Origin of the sequence: Streptomyces sp. NBC_01232, from assembly GCF_035989885.1 — a bacterium.
Lineage (GTDB): Bacteria > Actinomycetota > Actinomycetes > Streptomycetales > Streptomycetaceae > Streptomyces.
This window is the reverse complement of the sequence record NZ_CP108518.1, coordinates 2,142,473-2,158,640: the sequence shown is the minus strand read 5'-3', so window position 1 is coordinate 2,158,640 and position 16,168 is coordinate 2,142,473. Positions and strand designations below refer to the sequence as shown.

The 16,168-nt window shown below is 71.6% G+C and carries 13 protein-coding genes; 10 read left to right on the top strand and 3 right to left on the bottom strand.

The features are described 5' to 3' along the window. Positions 1–89: 89 nt before the first annotated feature. Positions 90–770 (bottom strand): TetR/AcrR family transcriptional regulator, encoded by a 681-nt coding sequence (locus OG444_RS10155; protein WP_327261848.1) that lies wholly within the window; start codon positions 768–770, stop codon positions 90–92. Positions 771–896: 126 nt separating this feature from the next. Between OG444_RS10155 and OG444_RS10150 the strand changes: the two genes are divergently transcribed. The 4 genes from OG444_RS10150 to OG444_RS10135 are packed head-to-tail and all read left to right on the top strand — an operon-like array spanning position 897 to position 5,135. After that, a complete protein-coding gene (locus tag OG444_RS10150) occupies positions 897–1,706 on the top strand; it encodes an acetoacetate decarboxylase family protein (protein ID WP_327261847.1) in 810 nt (269 codons plus the stop codon). A gap of 1 nt (position 1,707) precedes the next feature. After that, a complete protein-coding gene (locus OG444_RS10145) occupies positions 1,708–2,592 on the top strand; it encodes an SDR family NAD(P)-dependent oxidoreductase (RefSeq protein ID WP_327261846.1) in 885 nt (294 codons plus the stop codon). A gap of 12 nt (positions 2,593–2,604) precedes the next feature. Beyond that, a complete protein-coding gene (locus tag OG444_RS10140; protein WP_327261845.1) occupies positions 2,605–3,915 on the top strand; it encodes an amidohydrolase family protein in 1,311 nt (436 codons plus the stop codon). Beyond that, positions 3,912–5,135: an amidohydrolase family protein gene (locus OG444_RS10135; protein ID WP_327261844.1), complete on the top strand. Its 1,224-nt coding sequence runs from the start codon at positions 3,912–3,914 to the stop codon at positions 5,133–5,135. Before OG444_RS10140 ends, OG444_RS10135 begins: the two co-directional genes overlap by 4 nt. 22 nt (positions 5,136–5,157) lie before the next feature. Here OG444_RS10135 and OG444_RS10130 read toward each other — a convergent pair whose 3' ends face one another. Next, positions 5,158–8,229 carry an NACHT domain-containing protein gene (locus tag OG444_RS10130; protein WP_327261843.1) on the bottom strand — a complete coding sequence of 1,024 codons (3,072 nt, stop codon included), beginning with the start codon at positions 8,227–8,229 and terminating at the stop codon, positions 5,158–5,160. A 114-nt stretch (positions 8,230–8,343) separates the two neighbouring features. Between OG444_RS10130 and OG444_RS10125 the strand changes: the two genes are divergently transcribed. The 3 genes from OG444_RS10125 to OG444_RS10115 are packed head-to-tail and all read left to right on the top strand — an operon-like array spanning position 8,344 to position 11,131. Continuing rightward, complete coding sequence (locus tag OG444_RS10125; RefSeq protein ID WP_327261842.1) at positions 8,344–9,324, top strand: sterol desaturase family protein; 981 nt, start codon at positions 8,344–8,346, stop codon at positions 9,322–9,324. Then, entirely contained in the window at positions 9,321–10,031 is a 711-nt protein-coding gene (locus OG444_RS10120; protein ID WP_405788410.1) for a lysoplasmalogenase, read from the top strand. The genes OG444_RS10125 and OG444_RS10120 overlap by 4 nt, the downstream gene beginning before the upstream one ends. Before the next feature lie 56 nt (positions 10,032–10,087). Continuing rightward, positions 10,088–11,131 carry a zinc-dependent alcohol dehydrogenase family protein gene (locus tag OG444_RS10115; protein ID WP_327261841.1) on the top strand — a complete coding sequence of 348 codons (1,044 nt, stop codon included), beginning with the start codon at positions 10,088–10,090 and terminating at the stop codon, positions 11,129–11,131. A gap of 58 nt (positions 11,132–11,189) precedes the next feature. Here OG444_RS10115 and OG444_RS10110 read toward each other — a convergent pair whose 3' ends face one another. After that, positions 11,190–12,743, bottom strand: a complete 1,554-nt coding sequence (locus OG444_RS10110) for a S8 family serine peptidase (protein ID WP_327261840.1) — start codon at positions 12,741–12,743, stop codon at positions 11,190–11,192. Between the two features lie 257 nt (positions 12,744–13,000). Between OG444_RS10110 and OG444_RS10105 the strand changes: the two genes are divergently transcribed. The 3 genes from OG444_RS10105 to moaA all read left to right on the top strand — a co-directional run bounded on the left by OG444_RS10105 (position 13,001) and on the right by moaA (position 16,158). Next, on the top strand, positions 13,001–13,366 hold the full coding sequence (locus tag OG444_RS10105; protein ID WP_327261839.1) for a DUF485 domain-containing protein: 366 nt from the start codon (positions 13,001–13,003) through the stop codon (positions 13,364–13,366). Then, a complete protein-coding gene (locus OG444_RS10100) occupies positions 13,363–14,991 on the top strand; it encodes a solute symporter family protein (protein WP_327261838.1) in 1,629 nt (542 codons plus the stop codon). Before OG444_RS10105 ends, OG444_RS10100 begins: the two co-directional genes overlap by 4 nt. Before the next feature lie 177 nt (positions 14,992–15,168). After that, complete coding sequence (gene moaA, locus OG444_RS10095) at positions 15,169–16,158, top strand: GTP 3',8-cyclase MoaA (protein ID WP_327261837.1); 990 nt, start codon at positions 15,169–15,171, stop codon at positions 16,156–16,158. Positions 16,159–16,168: the final 10 nt, after the last annotated feature.

Genomic DNA, 16,168 nt, shown 5'->3' with positions numbered 1-16,168 from the left:
GGGTGTCAGTGAAGGTGAGAAGGAAGCACGTCGCGGAGCCGCCCCCGCGCCGCAGATACAACCACGGGCGCGGGGGAGCGCCAACCGATTTACCGCCGCGGGGCGGCGCCGGTCGGATCGGCCGCATCGGCCGGGCCGGCGGCGCCGGCCGCGTCCGGAGCGAGCAGGGCGTGCACCAGGGCGCGTACGGACAGCAGGAACAGCCGGTCCGGGTCCGCGGGGCGGGCCAGGGCGCGGGCGAGGCCCGGGTCGTGGGGGGCCGCGGCCGGGTCCCAGAGCTCGCTCTCGGCCGGGGACTGGGCGGGAGCGCGTTCACGGTTGCGCTCGACGAGCAGGTACCCGACGACCTGGAACTGGACGGCGCGCACGGCGTCCGCGGCCCGGGTGCCGCGCAGCCCCGCGGCGTGCACCTCGTGGACGAGGGCCTGCTGGGCCGGCAGGAACATCCGCTCGGTGAGCCCGCGTTCGTGGACCATCGCGATCAGGTGCGGACGTGCCCGCAGCTCGCGGCGCAGGATCCGGGCCACCGACAGGATCCGCTCCGCCGGGGTGCGCCCGGTGGGCCGGATCGCACCCACCTCCTCCACGGTGCGCTGCACGAGGGCGTCGAGCAGCGACTCGCGGTTGCCGACGTGCCAGTAGATGGACGTCACGGCGGTGCCCAGCTCGGCGGCCAGCTTGCGCATCGTGAGGGCGGCCGGACCGTGCTGCATGACCAGGGACGCGGCGGCGTCCAGCACCTCGTCGCGGGTGAGCGTGGTTCTGGCCACGGCCGTCCCACCGCCAATCTGTTGGAGCGTCAGTTCTCATACGTGCAGGGGTCTTTACCCTTCATCGGCAGCGGTGTAACTGTGTTACAGAACCGAACGCCCCCGAGACGAGGGATGGTGCGAGACATGGCACGCGTACGGTACGGAGCGCGGACCGAGGCCGAGATCGCGGCGTCGCGCGAGAAGAGTTCCAAGCTCCCCGACATCTGGTCCACCGGTGTCGTGGCCGTCTGGGAGAGCGACCCCGACGTGGTCGCGGCGGTCCTGCCGCCGCCGCTCAAACCGGCCGAGCGGCCCCTCGTACGGGCCAACATCAGCAAGGTCGACCTGCCCGGCTACCCGCTCGGCGCCGGCTCGGTGGCCGTCGCGGCCCGGCACGGCGGGATCGAGGGCTGGTACCCCCTGGTCATGCCGATGACCCTTGAGCGCGCCCTGACCGGGGGCCGCGAGGTCTTCGGCGAACCGAAGAAGCTGGGCGAGGTCACCGTCGAGCGCGACGGCATCGTCGTCCGGGCCTCCCTCGCCCGGCACGGGATCGCCTTCGTCGAGGTGCGCGGGGCGGTGGACCGCGCGCTGCCGCTGCCCGAGCCCACTCAGAAGACCGACTTCTACTTCAAGTTCCTGCCCGCCGTCGACGGCTCGGGCCTGGACGGGGATCCGGTGCTCGTGCACTGCACGCGCAACGAGAAGGTCCGCAGGCTGGAGCACGTCACCGGGGACGTCGTCCTGCGGGAGTCCATGTTCGACCCGGTGGCCGACCTGCCCGTCCGCCGGATCGTGGAGATCACCATCGGCGAGAAGACCACCGACCAGAAGGGCCGGGTCGTGGAACGGGTCAGCGCCCAGGCCCTGCTCCCGTACATCCACCAGCGCTACGACGACCCCCTGCAGATCCTCGACGCGCCCCCGGAGGGATCGTCAGGGGGGAGGAACTGACATGCGGCTCGAAGAAGGACAGGTGGCCGTGGTCACCGGGGCCGCGAGCGGAATCGGCCTCGCGATGGCCCGCCGCTTCGCCGCCGAGGGACTGAAGGTGGTCCTCGCCGACGTCGAGGAGGGCGCCCTGCGCAAGGCCGCCGACGACCTCGTCGCGGACGGGGCCCAGGTCCTCGCCAAGGTGGTCGACGTCAGCGACCGCGACTCCGTGATCGCGCTCGCCGACGCCGCCTACGAGACCTTCGGCGCCGTGCACGTGCTCTGCAACAACGCGGGCGTGGGCTCCGGCGCCGAGGGCCGCATGTGGGAGCACGAGCCCAACGACTGGAAGTGGGCCTTCTCCGTCAACGTGTGGGGGGTCTTCCACGGCATCCAGGCCTTCGTCCCCCGCATGATCGCCGCCGACGGCCCGGGCCACATCGTCAACACCTCCTCCGGGGACGGCGGCATCGCCCCGCTCCCCACCGCCTCCGTGTACGCCGTAACCAAGGCGGCCGTGGTCACCATGACCGAGTCGCTCTACGCCCACCTCAAGGCGGAGGGCGCCGCCGTCGGGGCCTCCGTCCTCTTCCCCGGACCGCACATGCTGCGCACCGGGCTGTGGGAGTCGCACCGCAACCGGCCCGATCGGTACGCGAAGGAACGGCCGCGCAAGGCCCCGTACCGCAGCCTCGACCAGTACGAGGCGGCGATGAAGCAGGCCGGCCACGAGGTGCGCTTCACGCCGGTCGAGGAGGTCGCCGAGCACGTCGTCGACGGCATCCGCGCCGACCGCTTCTGGATGCTCCCGGCCGGCGAGCACAGCGACCGGCAGATCCGCGCCCGGTCGCAGTCGATGCTCGACCGGTCCAACCCCGCCTACCTGGAAAGCTTCATCCTCGACTGAGGGGCGTCTGTGGTGAGTACGCACGAAGACCGGACCGAAGACCGGACCGAAGACCCGTACCTGATCATCTCCTCCGACTGCCACGCCGGCCTGCCCACCGAGCAGTACCGGCCCTACCTGGACTCCCGCTTCCACCCCCAGTTCGACGAGTTCCTCGGCGAGCGCGACGCCCGCCGCGCCGAGGCCACCCGACTCGGCGTCCGCAACGAGGCCTTCGCCGAGAAGTGGTTCCACGACCACGAGGAAGGCCTCAAGGGCGGCTGGGACACCGGGCAGCGGCTGAAGGAACTCGACGGCGACGGCGTGGCCGCCGAGGTCGTCTTCCCCGACGCGGACGCCGTCGACAGCCAGACCGCCGCCCCCTTCGGCGTCGGCCTCGGCCTCTCCGGCGACCAGGACCCCGAGCTCGGCATGGCGGGCGCCCAGGCGCACAACCGCTGGCTCGCGGAGTTCGTCGGCCAGAACCCGGAACGCCACTGCGGAGTCGCGCTGCTCCCCATCACGGGCGAGCCGGAGAAGGTCGTCGCCGAGATCCACCGGGCCAAGGAGTCCGGGCTGGGCGCGCTGATGATCCCCGCGATGTGGGTGGACAAGGCGCCCTACCACGACCGCCGCTACGACCCCGTCTGGGCGGCGGCCGCCGAGACGCAGATGCCGATCGTCACCCACTCCGGGTCCTCGCCGCGCCACGAGTACGGAGACCACCTGGGCATCTTCGTCTCCGAGGTCACCTGGTGGCCGGCCCGCCCGCTGTGGTTCCTGCTCTGGTCCGGGGTCTTCGAGCGCCACCCCGGCCTGAGGTTCGGCGTCGCCGAGGCGGGCTGCTGGTGGCTGCCGAACCAGCTGTGGTTCATGGACCGGCTCTACCTCGGCGCGCACGGCGGCAAGAAGCTCTCGCCGTTCGAGGAGCTGAAGCGGCCGCCCAGCGAGTACCTGGACCGCCAGGTCTTCATCTGCGCGACGAACACCAAGCGGCGCGAGCTCGCCCAGCGGTACGAGATCGGCGTCGACAACATCCTGTGGGGCTCGGACTTCCCGCACCCCGAGGGCACCTGGCCCAACACCCGGGCCTGGCTGAAGAACACCTTCCACGACATCCCGGTCGCGGAGACCCGCCGGATGCTGGGCCTGGCGGCGGCCGAGGTCTTCGGCTTCGACACCGCGAAGCTGGCCCCGATCGCCCGCCGGATCGGCCCCACCCCGGCGGAACTGGGCCAGTCCCCGGACCAGGCGACGGTGGAGGCCTCCTGGGCCCGCTCCCGCGAGGTGGGCCGCCACTGGCTCACCGACAACGACTTCCCCGTACTGGGGGTGAACGCGTGACGGCCGACGACCGCTACACGGTGATCTCGGCGGACTGCCACGCGGGCGCCGACCTGCTGGACTACAAGCCGTACCTGGCCAAACGCCACCACGAGGACTTCGACGCCTGGGCCGCCTCGTACGTGAACCCGTACGAGGACCTCCTCGCGGACACTGCCGACCGGAACTGGAACTCGGCGCGCCGCCTCGCCGAACTCGAAGCGGACGGCATCGTCGCGGAAGTCCTCTTCCCCAACACCATCCCGCCGTTCTTCCCCAAGGCCTCCCTGATGGCCCAGCCCCCGACCGCCGCCGAGTACGAGATGCGGTGGGCGGGTCTCCAGGCGCACAACCGCTGGCTGGCCGACTTCTGCGCGGACGCACCGGGGCGGCGGGCGGGGGTGGCGCAGATCCTCCTCAACGACGTGGACGCGGCGGTGGGCGAGATCCGCCGGGTGCGGGCGGCCGGCCTGACGGGCGGCATCCTGCTGCCGGGCGTTCCGCCCGGCTCCACGGTTCCGGAGCTGTACTCCGCCGCCTACGACCCCATCTGGGCGGTGTGCGACGAGCTGGACGTCCCGGTCAACCACCACGGCGGCTCGGCGTCGCCGCCGCTGGGCGACGAACCCGCGGCGAGGGCCGTCTTCATGGTGGAGACGACCTGGTTCTCGCACCGCGCCCTGTGGCACCTCGTCTTCGGCGGGGCCTTCCGCCGCCACCCGGGTCTCAAGCTGGTCCTGACGGAGCAGGGCTCCGGATGGATCCCGGGCGTGCTGGAGATGCTGGACTACTACCACGGCCGCCTGGTCGCGGCATCGGCCACGGCCGAGTCCAAGTTCGGAGCGGGCCTCGCGGAGTCGATGGGCCGGGGCCCGAGCGAGGTCTGGCGGGACAACTGCTTCGTGGGAGCGAGCTTCATGCGCCCCCACGAGGTCCCGCTGCGGGACCGGATCGGCCTCGACAAGATCATGTGGGGAGCGGACTACCCCCACGACGAGGGCACCACCCCCTTCTCCCGCGAAGGCCTCCGCATCGCCTACGCGGGCCTCCCGCGGGAGGAGGTCGCCGCGATGGTCGGCGGCAACGCGGCCCGCGTGTACGGCTTCGACCTCGCCCTGCTGGACGCGGTGGCGGCCAAGCACGGCCCGCTGGTCTCGGAGATCGCCGAACCCCTGACGGAGATCCCGCCGGAGGCCACCAGCCCGGCGTTCGCCCGAGGGGGGTCGGTCCGGGTCTGGTGACACCCGCTTCCCGCCGGGCGGATCAGAAGGCGCCCAGGCGCCGGATCCGCTCGGGCGGGATGCGGTCCAGGCCGCGGACTTCGGCCCAGTCGGTCATCACGATGTTCAGCTGGTCCAGGCCGGCCAGCGGAGTCACGTCGTAACTCACGCCGACCCCGCTCAGGGTGAGGTTCCGAAGCGCGGGAAGACCGGAGAGCGCGGCCAGTCCGTCCCGGCAGTGGCACTGGACGAGTGCCAGCTCGAAGATCTGGGGCTGGTCGAGCAGCGGCGAGAGGTCCAGGTCGGCCTGCTCCACCAGCTGGAGCGTGCGCAGCCGGGGCAGCGGCAGCAGCGCCGTCAGCTCGGCGAACTGCCGGTCGCCGGTGACGGTCATCCAGTCCAATGCGGGCCACCGGTCCAGGGAGTCGAGGCCGATGTCGGGAGAGAACAGCCCCAGTCGGGTCAGTGTCTTCGGGGCCGGGACAGCCGAGACGCCCGCCGCGCGGAGGCCGTAGTTGAGCGCCAGCTCGGTGAGCGCGCGCAGGTCCGCGAGCGGGGCGAGGTCCAAGTCCCGGGGGACCTCCGCGAGCGTCAGGCTGTCCAGGACCGGCAGCCTGGTGAGCGGCTCCAGCCCGGACAGCTGCAGGCAGGTGAAGAGTCCCAGGTAGCGGAGCCCCTGGTGGCGGGTGAGGGCGTCGAGGCCCGTCACACCGCTCCGGTACAGGGTCAGCGCCTCCAGCTGCCGCTGGGATTCCAGGACGTCCGGGATCCCCTCCGCCTCGCTGATGTACAGCTTGCGGATGTGGGGCAGACCGGCGAGGGCGGCCACCTGTTCGGGACTTCGGACTTCGAGGACCGCGTCGCCCAGGGAAGCGTCGGCCAGTACCTCGTCCGCGTACAGCCGGGCGTCGAAGGCGCCCCAGCTCCGCGAGAGCTCTCGGCACACCGCCGAGCGGGTGTCGTGGCGGAAGCGGGCAATGGCGCCCAGCGCCCGCGGGCTGCCCACCAGTGCCGCCGTCCGCAGGCAGGCCGCCGCCTCGGCCTCGGCCAGGCCCTCGGGACGCGGGAGCAGGTCCAGGACCAGCTCCCCGGCCTTGGCCAGTTGCTCTGCCTCTTGCGGGGTACGGGGTGGCAGGAGCCCGGCCGTGCGCGACTGGATGTCGGCGTGCACGACCGGGTCCAGCTCCGGAGCGTGCTCCAGGGAGGCTGCCGCCAGCAGGACGAGACGGTCGTGGGCCGATTTCACCTTGTCGGCCCGGCGCAGCAGGCCACGCAGGATGCGGAGCCGTTCGTCCGGGCGGGCGTGGCCCACCGCCATGCGGACCACGTCGTCCCAGGAGTCGTCGTGCGCGTTCTTCACCAGCACGCCGAAGTCCCGCGACTCGACCGCCGCCTTCGCGCCCAGGTAGTCCTGGAAGGTGCGGTGCACGAAGACCACCGAGCCCGGGGACGGCTCCAGGAGCAGGCCGCTGCGGATCAGCAGGTGCGCGAAGACCTGCTCGGCCCCGCCCTGCGCCCGCACCTGCGGCATCGCGTCGAGCCACTCGCCCACCATCTCGACGGCCTCGTCCCGGCCCGCCTCCAACTGCCCGTTGCGGATCAGCCAGTACGCGAACCGCTGGAGCAGCGCGACCTGCTCCTCGCGGGTCAGGTAGACCCCCTCGACCCTGCAGATCTCCCGTTCCGTGTCCCGCCGGACCAGCAGCATGTCCAGCGCCGCGTCGTAGAGTTCCTTGCGGGCCCGCGGCAGCTGCATCCGCCGGTCCTGGTTCAGGGCGCAGAGCAGGGCGCACATCAGCGGGTTCGTCGCGAGCCGGGCCAGGTCCCGCCGGGAGGAGACCGCCTCCAGCAGCGAAGCCTCGTACGCGTCCAGCTCCTGCCCCTCCGCGCGCGCCGCCGCGTGCCAGTGCGCGACGAAGGCCCGGATGTCCTGCTGCTCCATCGGCAGCATCGAGTGCGGTGCGAAGCCCTGTCCCGCGAGCCAGTCCTCCGGGACCGCCGACGGGCGGGTGGTCACCACGTACCGCGCCTTGGGGAACGCCGAGATCAGCGAGCGCAGCCAGGTCTCCGTGCGGGCGCGCAGCCGCTGCGGGACCTCGTCCACCCCGTCCACCAGGACCAGCGCCCGGCCGCTCAGCATGAGGTCCTCGACCCACCCGGCCGGCGCCGAGAGCGGTACGCCCGAGGCGCGGAGGAACTCCTCCGGCAGCGGCAGGCTCTCCGCCGAGGTGAAGGCGCGCAGCCGCAGTACGAACGGCACGCACGTGCCCCAGGAGCCCTCCGCCTGCCGGGCCGCGGTGAGGGCCAGCCATTGGACCAGGGTCGACTTTCCCGAGCCCGCCGGGCCGCGCAGCAGCACCCGGTCGGCGGAGGCGAGGGCCTGCTCGGCCCGGAGCTGGGTCTGACGGAGCTCCGGCTCGCCCGGCACCAGCTGCTGCTCACCGCTGACCGCCAGGCTGATGTACGCCACGTCCAGCGGCCATTCCTGGCGGGAGCGGCTGAGGGTCAGGCCGAACAGCCGGAGGCGGCCGTGGGTCTCGGCCACGTAGCGCGCGTACCGCTCCTCGAACGCGTACGAGGCCCCCTCCGGGCGGTCGGCCAGCCGGTCCACCGCTCGCGCCAGCTCGCCCGTCCGCCGGACCAGTTCCACGTCCGCCCGGGCCGCGAAGCCCGGGAGGGTCGTCACGTACTCCACCGCGTGCGCGCAGCACAGCCGCACCAGCCGCCCGTACAGGGCCTCGGCCGCCTCGTTCAGGCCCGCCGGGGGCGGCGGGACCGCCGCCGCCACGGCCGCCGGGTCGAGGTCCGCCGCGAAGAGGGCCTCCGCGCCCAAGGGGCCGAGCGCCGCGAAGGCGTCGCCGACCGCGGTCACCGCCGCCAGCCGTTCGTGCTCCGGCACCCGAACCGTCGCCTCGTCGATCCGGGCCGCCAGTGCGGCGGCCAGGCGCCGCATCTCGCTGTCGCCCAGTTCCGCCGGGGGTCTGCGCCACCGCTGCACCGGCCGGGCCGGGTCGGGCGTCAGGCCCGCCCCCGGAACCCTTGCCAGGAGGGATTTCACCAGCGCCCCCGCCGCCGTTCCCGCCACCCGTAAGAGAACCGTCTCGAAGCCCGTCATACCCCGCCCTCCCCTTGGCGCGGACATCATCTCGTGAACCGCCGGTAACCCCGATGGATACCGATCGGTAACAACCTCTAGCGGCATCCCGGAAGGCGCCTCTATGGTGCCCACATGCCGAACCTGCCCGATGTCGTGCTGTGGTCCATACCTGCCTTTGTGCTGCTCACCGTCATCGAGGTGGTGAGCTACCGGCTCCATCCGGACGAGGATGCCGCCGGCTACGACACCAAGGACGCCGCCACGAGCATCACCATGGGGCTCGGCAGCATCGGGTTCGACCTGCTCTGGAAGATCCCGGTCGTGGCGGTCTTCACCGCGGTCTACGAACTGACCCCGCTGCGGGTGCCGTTCCTGTGGTGGACCGCCCTGCTGATGCTGCTCGTCCAGGACTTCCTGTACTACTGGCAGCACCGCCTCCACCACGTCATCCGCATCCTGTGGGCCTGCCACGTGGTCCACCACAGCAGCAAGCGGTTCAACCTCACCACCGCCCTGCGCCAGCCCTGGACCAGCGCCACCACCTGGTGGTTCTACCTGCCCATGGTGGCCCTCGGCGTGCACCCGGCGGCGATCCCGTTCTGCTACGGACTCAATCTGCTCTACCAGTTCTGGGTCCACACCGAGCGCATCGGGAAGCTCCCGCGTCCCTACGAGTACGTCTTCAACACCCCCTCCCACCACCGCGTCCACCACGCTTCGCAGGGCGGCTACCTGGACCGCAACTTCGGCGGCATCCTGATCCTCTGGGACCGGATGTTCGGGTCCTGGGTGGGGGAGACCGACAAGCCCGTCTACGGGCTCACCAAGAACATCGGCACCCACAACCCGCTGCGCGTGGCCACCCACGAGTACGCCGCCATCGCCCGCGACGTGCGTGCCGCCGGGACCTGGAGCGAGCGCGCCGGCAGGGTCTTCCGCGGCCCCGGCTGGCAGCCGGCACCGGCCGGGCAGACCGCCGCCCCGGCCCCGGCCCCGGCCGTCGAACCCGCCGCCCCGGCCCCGGCCGTCGAAGCCCCGGCCGCCCCCGCCTCCGAGACCCGCGCCGCCGCACCCGCCGAGACCCGGCCCTCCGTGCAGGAGACCACCGCGTGAGCACCGCAGACAGCACGGCCGGCAGCACCGCCGAGTCCGCGGGCCGGCCCGCCCCCTCCTGGGTCGCCGACCGCGAGAGCGCCGGCGGGTCGCGCATCGGCCGCCTCGCCCTCGTGGCCTTCGCCGTGGCCGCAGCCGTCGACCTCGTCTCGCTGCTGGCCGGCTGGCACCTCGGCCACGTCATCGCCAAGCCGCTGCTGATGCCGCTGCTGGTGACCCACATGGCCACCCGCGGCGCACCCCGCCTGCTGCTCGCCGCCCTGCTCTTCGGCTGGGGCGGTGACCTCGCCCTGCTCTTCGACGCCGAGGCCGCCTTCCTCATCGGCATGGGCTCCTTCGCCGTCGGGCACGTCTGCTACCTCGTCCTCTTCGGCAAGCGGCCCGCGAACCCGCTGCTCGGGGGCGCGTACCTGCTCGCGCTCCTCGGCACCGTCGCCCTGCTGTGGTCCGACCTGCCGGCCGACCTGCGGATCCCCGTGGCCGGATACAGCCTGCTGCTCACCGCCATGGCGTTCCGCTCCAGCGCCCTCGGCCTGCGCGCCGGGATCGGCGGCGCGCTGTTCCTGCTCTCCGACACCCTCATCGCGTCGGGTGTCGCCGAGTGGCCCCAGCTGCCCCGCCCGGACTTCTGGATCATGGCCACCTACCTGGCCGCCCAGTACCTGCTGGCCACTGGTTCGACCGATCGGGAAGCAGGCGTACGGTAGGACGGTTCCACAGTCGTACAAGACTGAACGATCCCGATCCGGAGGACTGCACCACCATGCGCGCCACCGTCATCCACGCCCCGCACGACATACGCGTGGAGGAGGTGCCCGACGCTGCGATCCAGCGCCCCGAGGACGCCGTCGTCCGCGTCCTGCGTGCCTGTATCTGCGGCAGCGACCTGTGGGCCTACCGCGGCGAGGCCGCGCGTCAGCCCGGCCAGCGCATCGGCCACGAGTTCCTCGGCATCGTCGAGGAGACCGGCTCCGCCGTGTCGGGCCTGCGCGCCGGCGACCTGGTCGTCGCGCCCTTCATGTGGTCGGACGGCACCTGCGAGTACTGCGTCGAGGGGCTGTTCACCTCCTGCGACCACGGCGGCTTCTGGGGCTCGGTCGGCCACGACGGAGGCCAGGGCGAGGCCGTCCGCGTCCCGCACGCCGACGGCACCCTGGTGAAGCTGCCCGCCGAGGCCGTCTCCGACGACCACCTGCTGACCGGGCTGCTCGCACTGTCCGACGTCATGGGCACCGGCCACCACGCGGCGCTGGGCGCCGGCGTCCGCGAGGGCTCCACCGTCGCCGTCGTCGGCGACGGCGCGGTCGGCCTGTGCGGCGTCCTCGCCGCCAAGCGGCTGGGCGCCGAGCGGATCATCGCACTGGGCCGCCACACCGCCCGTACCGACATCGCCAAGCTCTTCGGGGCCACCGACGTCGTCGCCGAGCGCGGCGAGGCCGCCGAGGCGGCCGTGCGCGAGCTCACCGGCGGCCGGGGCGCGCACGCGGTCATCGAGGCGGTCGGTACCGAGCAGTCCATGCGCACCGCCGTGAACATCACCCGCGACGGCGGGTCCGTCGGCTACGTCGGCGTCCCGCACGGCAGCGGCACCGGCCTGGACCTCGGTGTCATGTTCGACCGCAACATCACCCTGCGCGGGGGCGTGGCCCCGGTCCGCGCGTACATCCCGGAGCTGCTGGCGGACGTGCTCGGCGGCGTGATCGATCCGGCGCCCGTCTTCGACCGGGCGGTGTCCCTGGACGAGGTCCCGGCCGGCTACCGGGCGATGGACGACCGCAGCGCGCTCAAGGTGATGATCAAGCCGTGAACGAGGGACGGGCCGGGCGGAAGACCCGCCCGGCCCGTCCTCTGCGTTGCGGACGCCGTTACTTCACGGCCTTGAGCGCGTCGATCACGCCGTAGCCGTAGTAGCCGGTCTGGCCCCACTTGCTCTGGCAGGTGGTGGCGTCGATCAGGGCGCCCGCGGCGTCGTAAATCTGCGTCGGGCAGGCCGCCTTCGTCGACTGGGCCTTGAGCATCGCCTGGAGCTGCGAAGGCGTGGCCGACGGGTGGGCGCTCTTGAGCAGCGCCGCGACGCCCGCCACGTGCGGGGCGGCCATCGAGGTGCCCTGCTTGTAGCCGTAGAGCCCGCCCGGGACGGTCGAGAGCACGCGCCCGTTGGCGTCCGGGGTCTCCGGGACCTGCCACTTGTCGCCGCCGGGGGCGGCGACGTCCACGACCCCGAGGCCGTAGCTGGAGTAGTACGAGCGCAGGCCCTTGTCGCCGGTCGCAGAGACGGTGACCACACCCGGCAGCTGCGTGGGCAGGTCCAGGCAGACCTTCGGGTCTATGGTGCGGGGCACCGGCGTGGTGTCGTTCGGGCTGGTGTCGTCGACGAGGGAGTCGGCCGCCAGGTCCTGGTTGGAGTTGCCCGCCGAGGCCACGTGGAGCGTGCCCTTGCGCTCGGCGTACTTGGTGGCCCGGCCGATGGCCTCCACCAGCGCCTTCTGGTCGTCGTCGGACTTGCAGTTGAAGAGCCAGGGGTCGACGTAGTAGCTGTTGTTGGTCACCTCGATCCCCTTCTCCGCGGCGAACATGAAGCCGCAGACGACCGCCTCGGTGTAGAAGAGGCTGGTCCCGGGCTCGCTCACCTTGATCGCGGCGATCTGCACGCCCGGCGCGACACCGCTGACGCCGATCCCGTTGCGCGCCGCCCCGATGGTGCCGGCCACGTGCGTGCCGTGGTCGCTGCCGTCGGCGTACGGGCGCCAGGCGCCCTCGGTGGTGTCGGCGACGCCGCCCACGCAGTTCGCCGACTGGCCCTTGGAGAAGTTGGGGGCGAGATCGGGGTGGGTGTCGTCGACACCCGTGTCGATGATGCCCACGGTGACGTTCCGGCTGCCATCGTTGATCTTGTGAGCCTTGTCGGCCTTGATCGTCCGCAGGTCCCACTGGTTGGGTTCCAGCGGCTCCTGACCCTCCTGGGCCGCTGCCGCCGCCTTGGCGGCGTCCGCCGCGCTCAGCTGCTGGGTCGCGCCCTCGTCGGTGGTCTGCACCGCCGACATCGGGGCCGTCCGGGTGGCGCCGACCGACACGAACAGGCCGCGCTGGGCGCGAAGCTGCTTGGCGAAGTCCGGGTTCTGGGAGTGTGCGACGACGACCCCGATCTGCTCATAGGCCGTCACCACCGTTCCACCGGCCCGCTCGACGGCCTTCTTCGCCGCCTTCACCGTGGCGTACGTGTTCAGGTTGGCCACGTACGACAGCTTGGGGCCGGAGGTGTCGGCCTTCGATGCCGTCGCCGCGTCGGCCGTTCCCAGCGGGGCGGCCGAGGCCGAGACCGCGGGCAGGAAGGCGAGCGAAGCGGTGAGCGCCAGGCCGACCGGTACGGCGAGAGCACGGCCGCGCTTCTTGGGCGCAGGTGACCCCGGCTGATCCATGGGTTCTCCAGATCATCTTCGAAAAAGCCGCCCGTACGCGGTCGCGTAGGGCGGGTTCATGACAAGGGAACCTAGCGTCGCCGTTCCCCTCTGCGCCATCTGTTCGAGAAATCAGTTCCCCAAGAATCACCGGGTGTTGAACCGTCCCGCCGCGCCGGCCGTGCCGTTGGACAGGGGGGATCAGCGCCACCGTCCCCCACACGGAGGTTGTTTTGTCCGTCGTCCCCACCGCACCCGCGTCACAAGGAGATCCCCCCGTGACCACCGAAGCAGCGCCGCCGCCGGGCAGCGCGGGAACGCCCGTGGCGGGCCCCACCGCCGATGACTACGCGAGCGTCCAGCAGAGCGCCGAGTTCGCCGAACTGCGCAGTTCCTACCGCTCCTTCGCCTTCCCGCTCACCGTGGCCTTCATCGCCTGGTACCTGCTCTACGTCCTGCTGTCCAACTACGCGGGCGGCTTCATGGGGACCAAGCTCTTCGGCAACATCAACGTCGCCCTCGTGCTCGGACTCGCCCAGTTCGCGACGACCTTCCTGATCGCCTGGCTCTACGCGCGCCACGCCGCCGCGAAGCTCGACCCCAAGGCCGAGGCCATCAAGGCACGGATGGAGGCCGGCGAATGAGCAGCACGCTCCCGCTGACGACGCTCGCCGCGGGCGCCTCCGAGCACCGCCCGCTGATCATCACCCTGTTCGGGCTGTTCGTCGTCGCCACCCTGGTCATCACCGTCTGGGCCGGCCGCCAGACCAAGGGCGCCGCCGACTTCTACGCGGGCGGCCGCCAGTTCACCGGCTTCCAGAACGGCCTCGCCATCTCCGGCGACTACATGTCCGCCGCGTCCTTCCTCGGCATCGCCGGAGCCATCGCCCTCTTCGGCTACGACGGCTTCCTCTACTCCATCGGCTTCCTCGTCGCCTGGCTGGTCGCCCTGCTGCTCGTCGCCGAACCGCTGCGCAACTCCGGCCGCTACACGATGGGCGACGTCCTCGCGTACCGGATGCGCCAGCGGCCCGTCCGCACCGCCGCCGGCACCTCCACCATCGTGGTCTCGATCTTCTACCTGCTCGCCCAGATGGCCGGCGCCGGCGTGCTCGTCTCGCTGCTCCTGGGCATCACCAGTGACGGCGGCAAGGTGGCCGTCGTCGCGCTGGTCGGCGTACTGATGATCGTCTACGTGACCATCGGAGGCATGAAGGGCACCACCTGGGTTCAGATGATCAAGGCTGTGCTGCTGATCGCGGGCGCTCTGCTGATCACCTTCCTGGTGCTGGTGAAGTTCAACTTCAACATCTCCGACCTTCTCGGCAAGGCCGCCGAGAACAGCGGACAGGGGGCGAAGCTCCTCGAACCAGGGCTCAAGTACGGCAAGGACTCGACCTCCAAGCTTGACTTCATCTCGCTCGGCCTCGCCCTCGTCCTCGGCACCGCAGGACTGCCGCACATCCTGATCCGCTTCTACACGGTGCCCACCGCGCAGGCCGCCCGTAAGTCCGTCCTCTGGGCCATCGGCATCATCGGCGGCTTCTACCTGATGACGATCGCCCTCGGCTTCGGCGCCGCGGCACTGCTCGACCGCGACGAGATCATCAAGTCCAACAAGGCGGGCAACACCGCCGCCCCGCTGCTCGCCCAGGCCGTCGGCGGCGGGCCCGACTCCACCGGCGGCGCCATCCTGCTCGCCGTGATCTCCGCGGTCGCCTTCGCCACCATCCTGGCCGTCGTCGCGGGCCTCACCCTCGCCTCCTCCTCGTCCTTCGCGCACGACCTGTACGCGAACGTGATCCGCAAGGGCAAGGCCACCGAGAAGGAGGAGATGCGCGCGGCCCGCTGGTCCACCGTCGTCATCGGAGCCGTCGCCATCGGCCTCGGTGCGCTGGCCCGCGACCTGAACGTGGCCGGCCTGGTCGCACTCGCCTTCGCGGTCGCCGCCTCCGCGAACCTGCCGACGATCCTCTACAGCCTCTTCTGGAAGCGCTTCACCACCCAGGGCGCGCTCTGGTCGATCTACGGAGGACTGATCTCGGCGGTCGGCCTGGTGCTGTTCTCCCCGGTCGTGTCCGGAAAGCCCACCTCGATGTTCAAGGACGCCGACTTCTTCTGGTTCCCCCTGGAGAACCCGGGCATCATCTCGATCCCCCTGGGCTTCCTGCTGGGCTGGCTGGGAACCGTCCTCACCAAGGAGAAGGCCGACCCCCAGAAGTTCGCCGAGCTGGAGGTGCGCTCCCTCACCGGAACAGGGGCGCACTGACATCGTCCGAACACGTAACGTGGCCGCGTCGTAGATCCCTACGACGCGGCCACGTCACGTCTCGTTCATTCGGGCAGCTCTGGATGGCACGAGCGTCACGTAGTCTCGAAATAGAACGCGTGAAGTAGATCCAATCCCGCGCGTACCTCTACTTCCGGACAGGGGAGGGGGCCCACAGTGCTTCTCGATACCTACGGCCGCGTGGCCACTGACCTGCGCGTCTCACTGACCGACAAGTGCAACCTGCGTTGCACCTACTGCATGCCCGAAGAAGGGCTGCAGTGGCTCGGCAAGTCGGACCTGCTCAGTGACGACGAGATCGTCCGGCTGATCCGCATCGCGGTCACGCAGCTCGGGATCACCGAGGTCCGGTTCACCGGCGGCGAGCCGCTGCTGCGCCCCGGCCTGGTCGGGATCGTCGAGCAGTGCGCGGCCCTGGAGCCCCGCCCCAGGATGTCGCTGACCACCAACGGCATCGGCCTGAAGCGCACCGCGCAGGCCCTGAAGGCCGCGGGCCTGGACCGGGTGAACGTCTCCCTGGACACCCTGCGGCCCGAGGTCTTCAAGACCCTCACCCGCCGCGACCGCCACAAGGACGTCATCGAGGGCATGGCCGCGGCCCGCGACGCCGGCCTCACCCCCGTCAAGGTGAACGCCGTGCTCATGCCCGGCCTCAACGACGACGAGGCCCCCGACCTGCTGGCCTGGGCCGTGGAGAACGAGTACGAGCTCCGCTTCATCGAGCAGATGCCCCTCGACGCCCAGCACGGCTGGAAGCGCGACGGCATGATCACCGCTGGGGACATCCTGGAGTCCCTGCGCACCCGCTTCACACTCACCGAGGAGGGCGCCGCCGAGCGCGGCTCCGCCCCGGCCGAGCGCTGGGTGGTCGACGGGGGCCCGGCCACCGTCGGCGTCATCGCCTCGGTCACCCGCCCGTTCTGCGGCGCCTGCGACCGTACGCGGCTCACGGCCGACGGCCAGGTACGTACGTGCCTGTTCGCGACCGAGGAGTCGGACCTGCGCGCCGCCCTGCGCTCGGGCGCCCCGGACGAGGAGATCGCCCGGCTGTGGAAGGTCGCGATGTGGGGCAAGAAGGCCGGGTCCGGTCTCGACGACCCGTCCTTCCTGCAGCCCGACCGCCCGATGTCGGCGATCGGCGGCTGACCCGGGAGCC

Coding starts and splice junctions, on each gene's coding strand:
- OG444_RS10150 (WP_327261847.1), top strand. CDS start 897: ATGGCACGCGTACGGTACGGAGCGCGGACCGAGGCCGAGATCGCGGCG.
- OG444_RS10145 (WP_327261846.1), top strand. CDS start 1,708: ATGCGGCTCGAAGAAGGACAGGTGGCCGTGGTCACCGGGGCCGCGAGC.
- OG444_RS10130 (WP_327261843.1), bottom strand. CDS start 8,229: ATGACGGGCTTCGAGACGGTTCTCTTACGGGTGGCGGGAACGGCGGCG.
- OG444_RS10125 (WP_327261842.1), top strand. CDS start 8,344: ATGCCGAACCTGCCCGATGTCGTGCTGTGGTCCATACCTGCCTTTGTG.
- OG444_RS10115 (WP_327261841.1), top strand. CDS start 10,088: ATGCGCGCCACCGTCATCCACGCCCCGCACGACATACGCGTGGAGGAG.
- OG444_RS10110 (WP_327261840.1), bottom strand. CDS start 12,743: ATGGATCAGCCGGGGTCACCTGCGCCCAAGAAGCGCGGCCGTGCTCTC.
- OG444_RS10100 (WP_327261838.1), top strand. CDS start 13,363: ATGAGCAGCACGCTCCCGCTGACGACGCTCGCCGCGGGCGCCTCCGAG.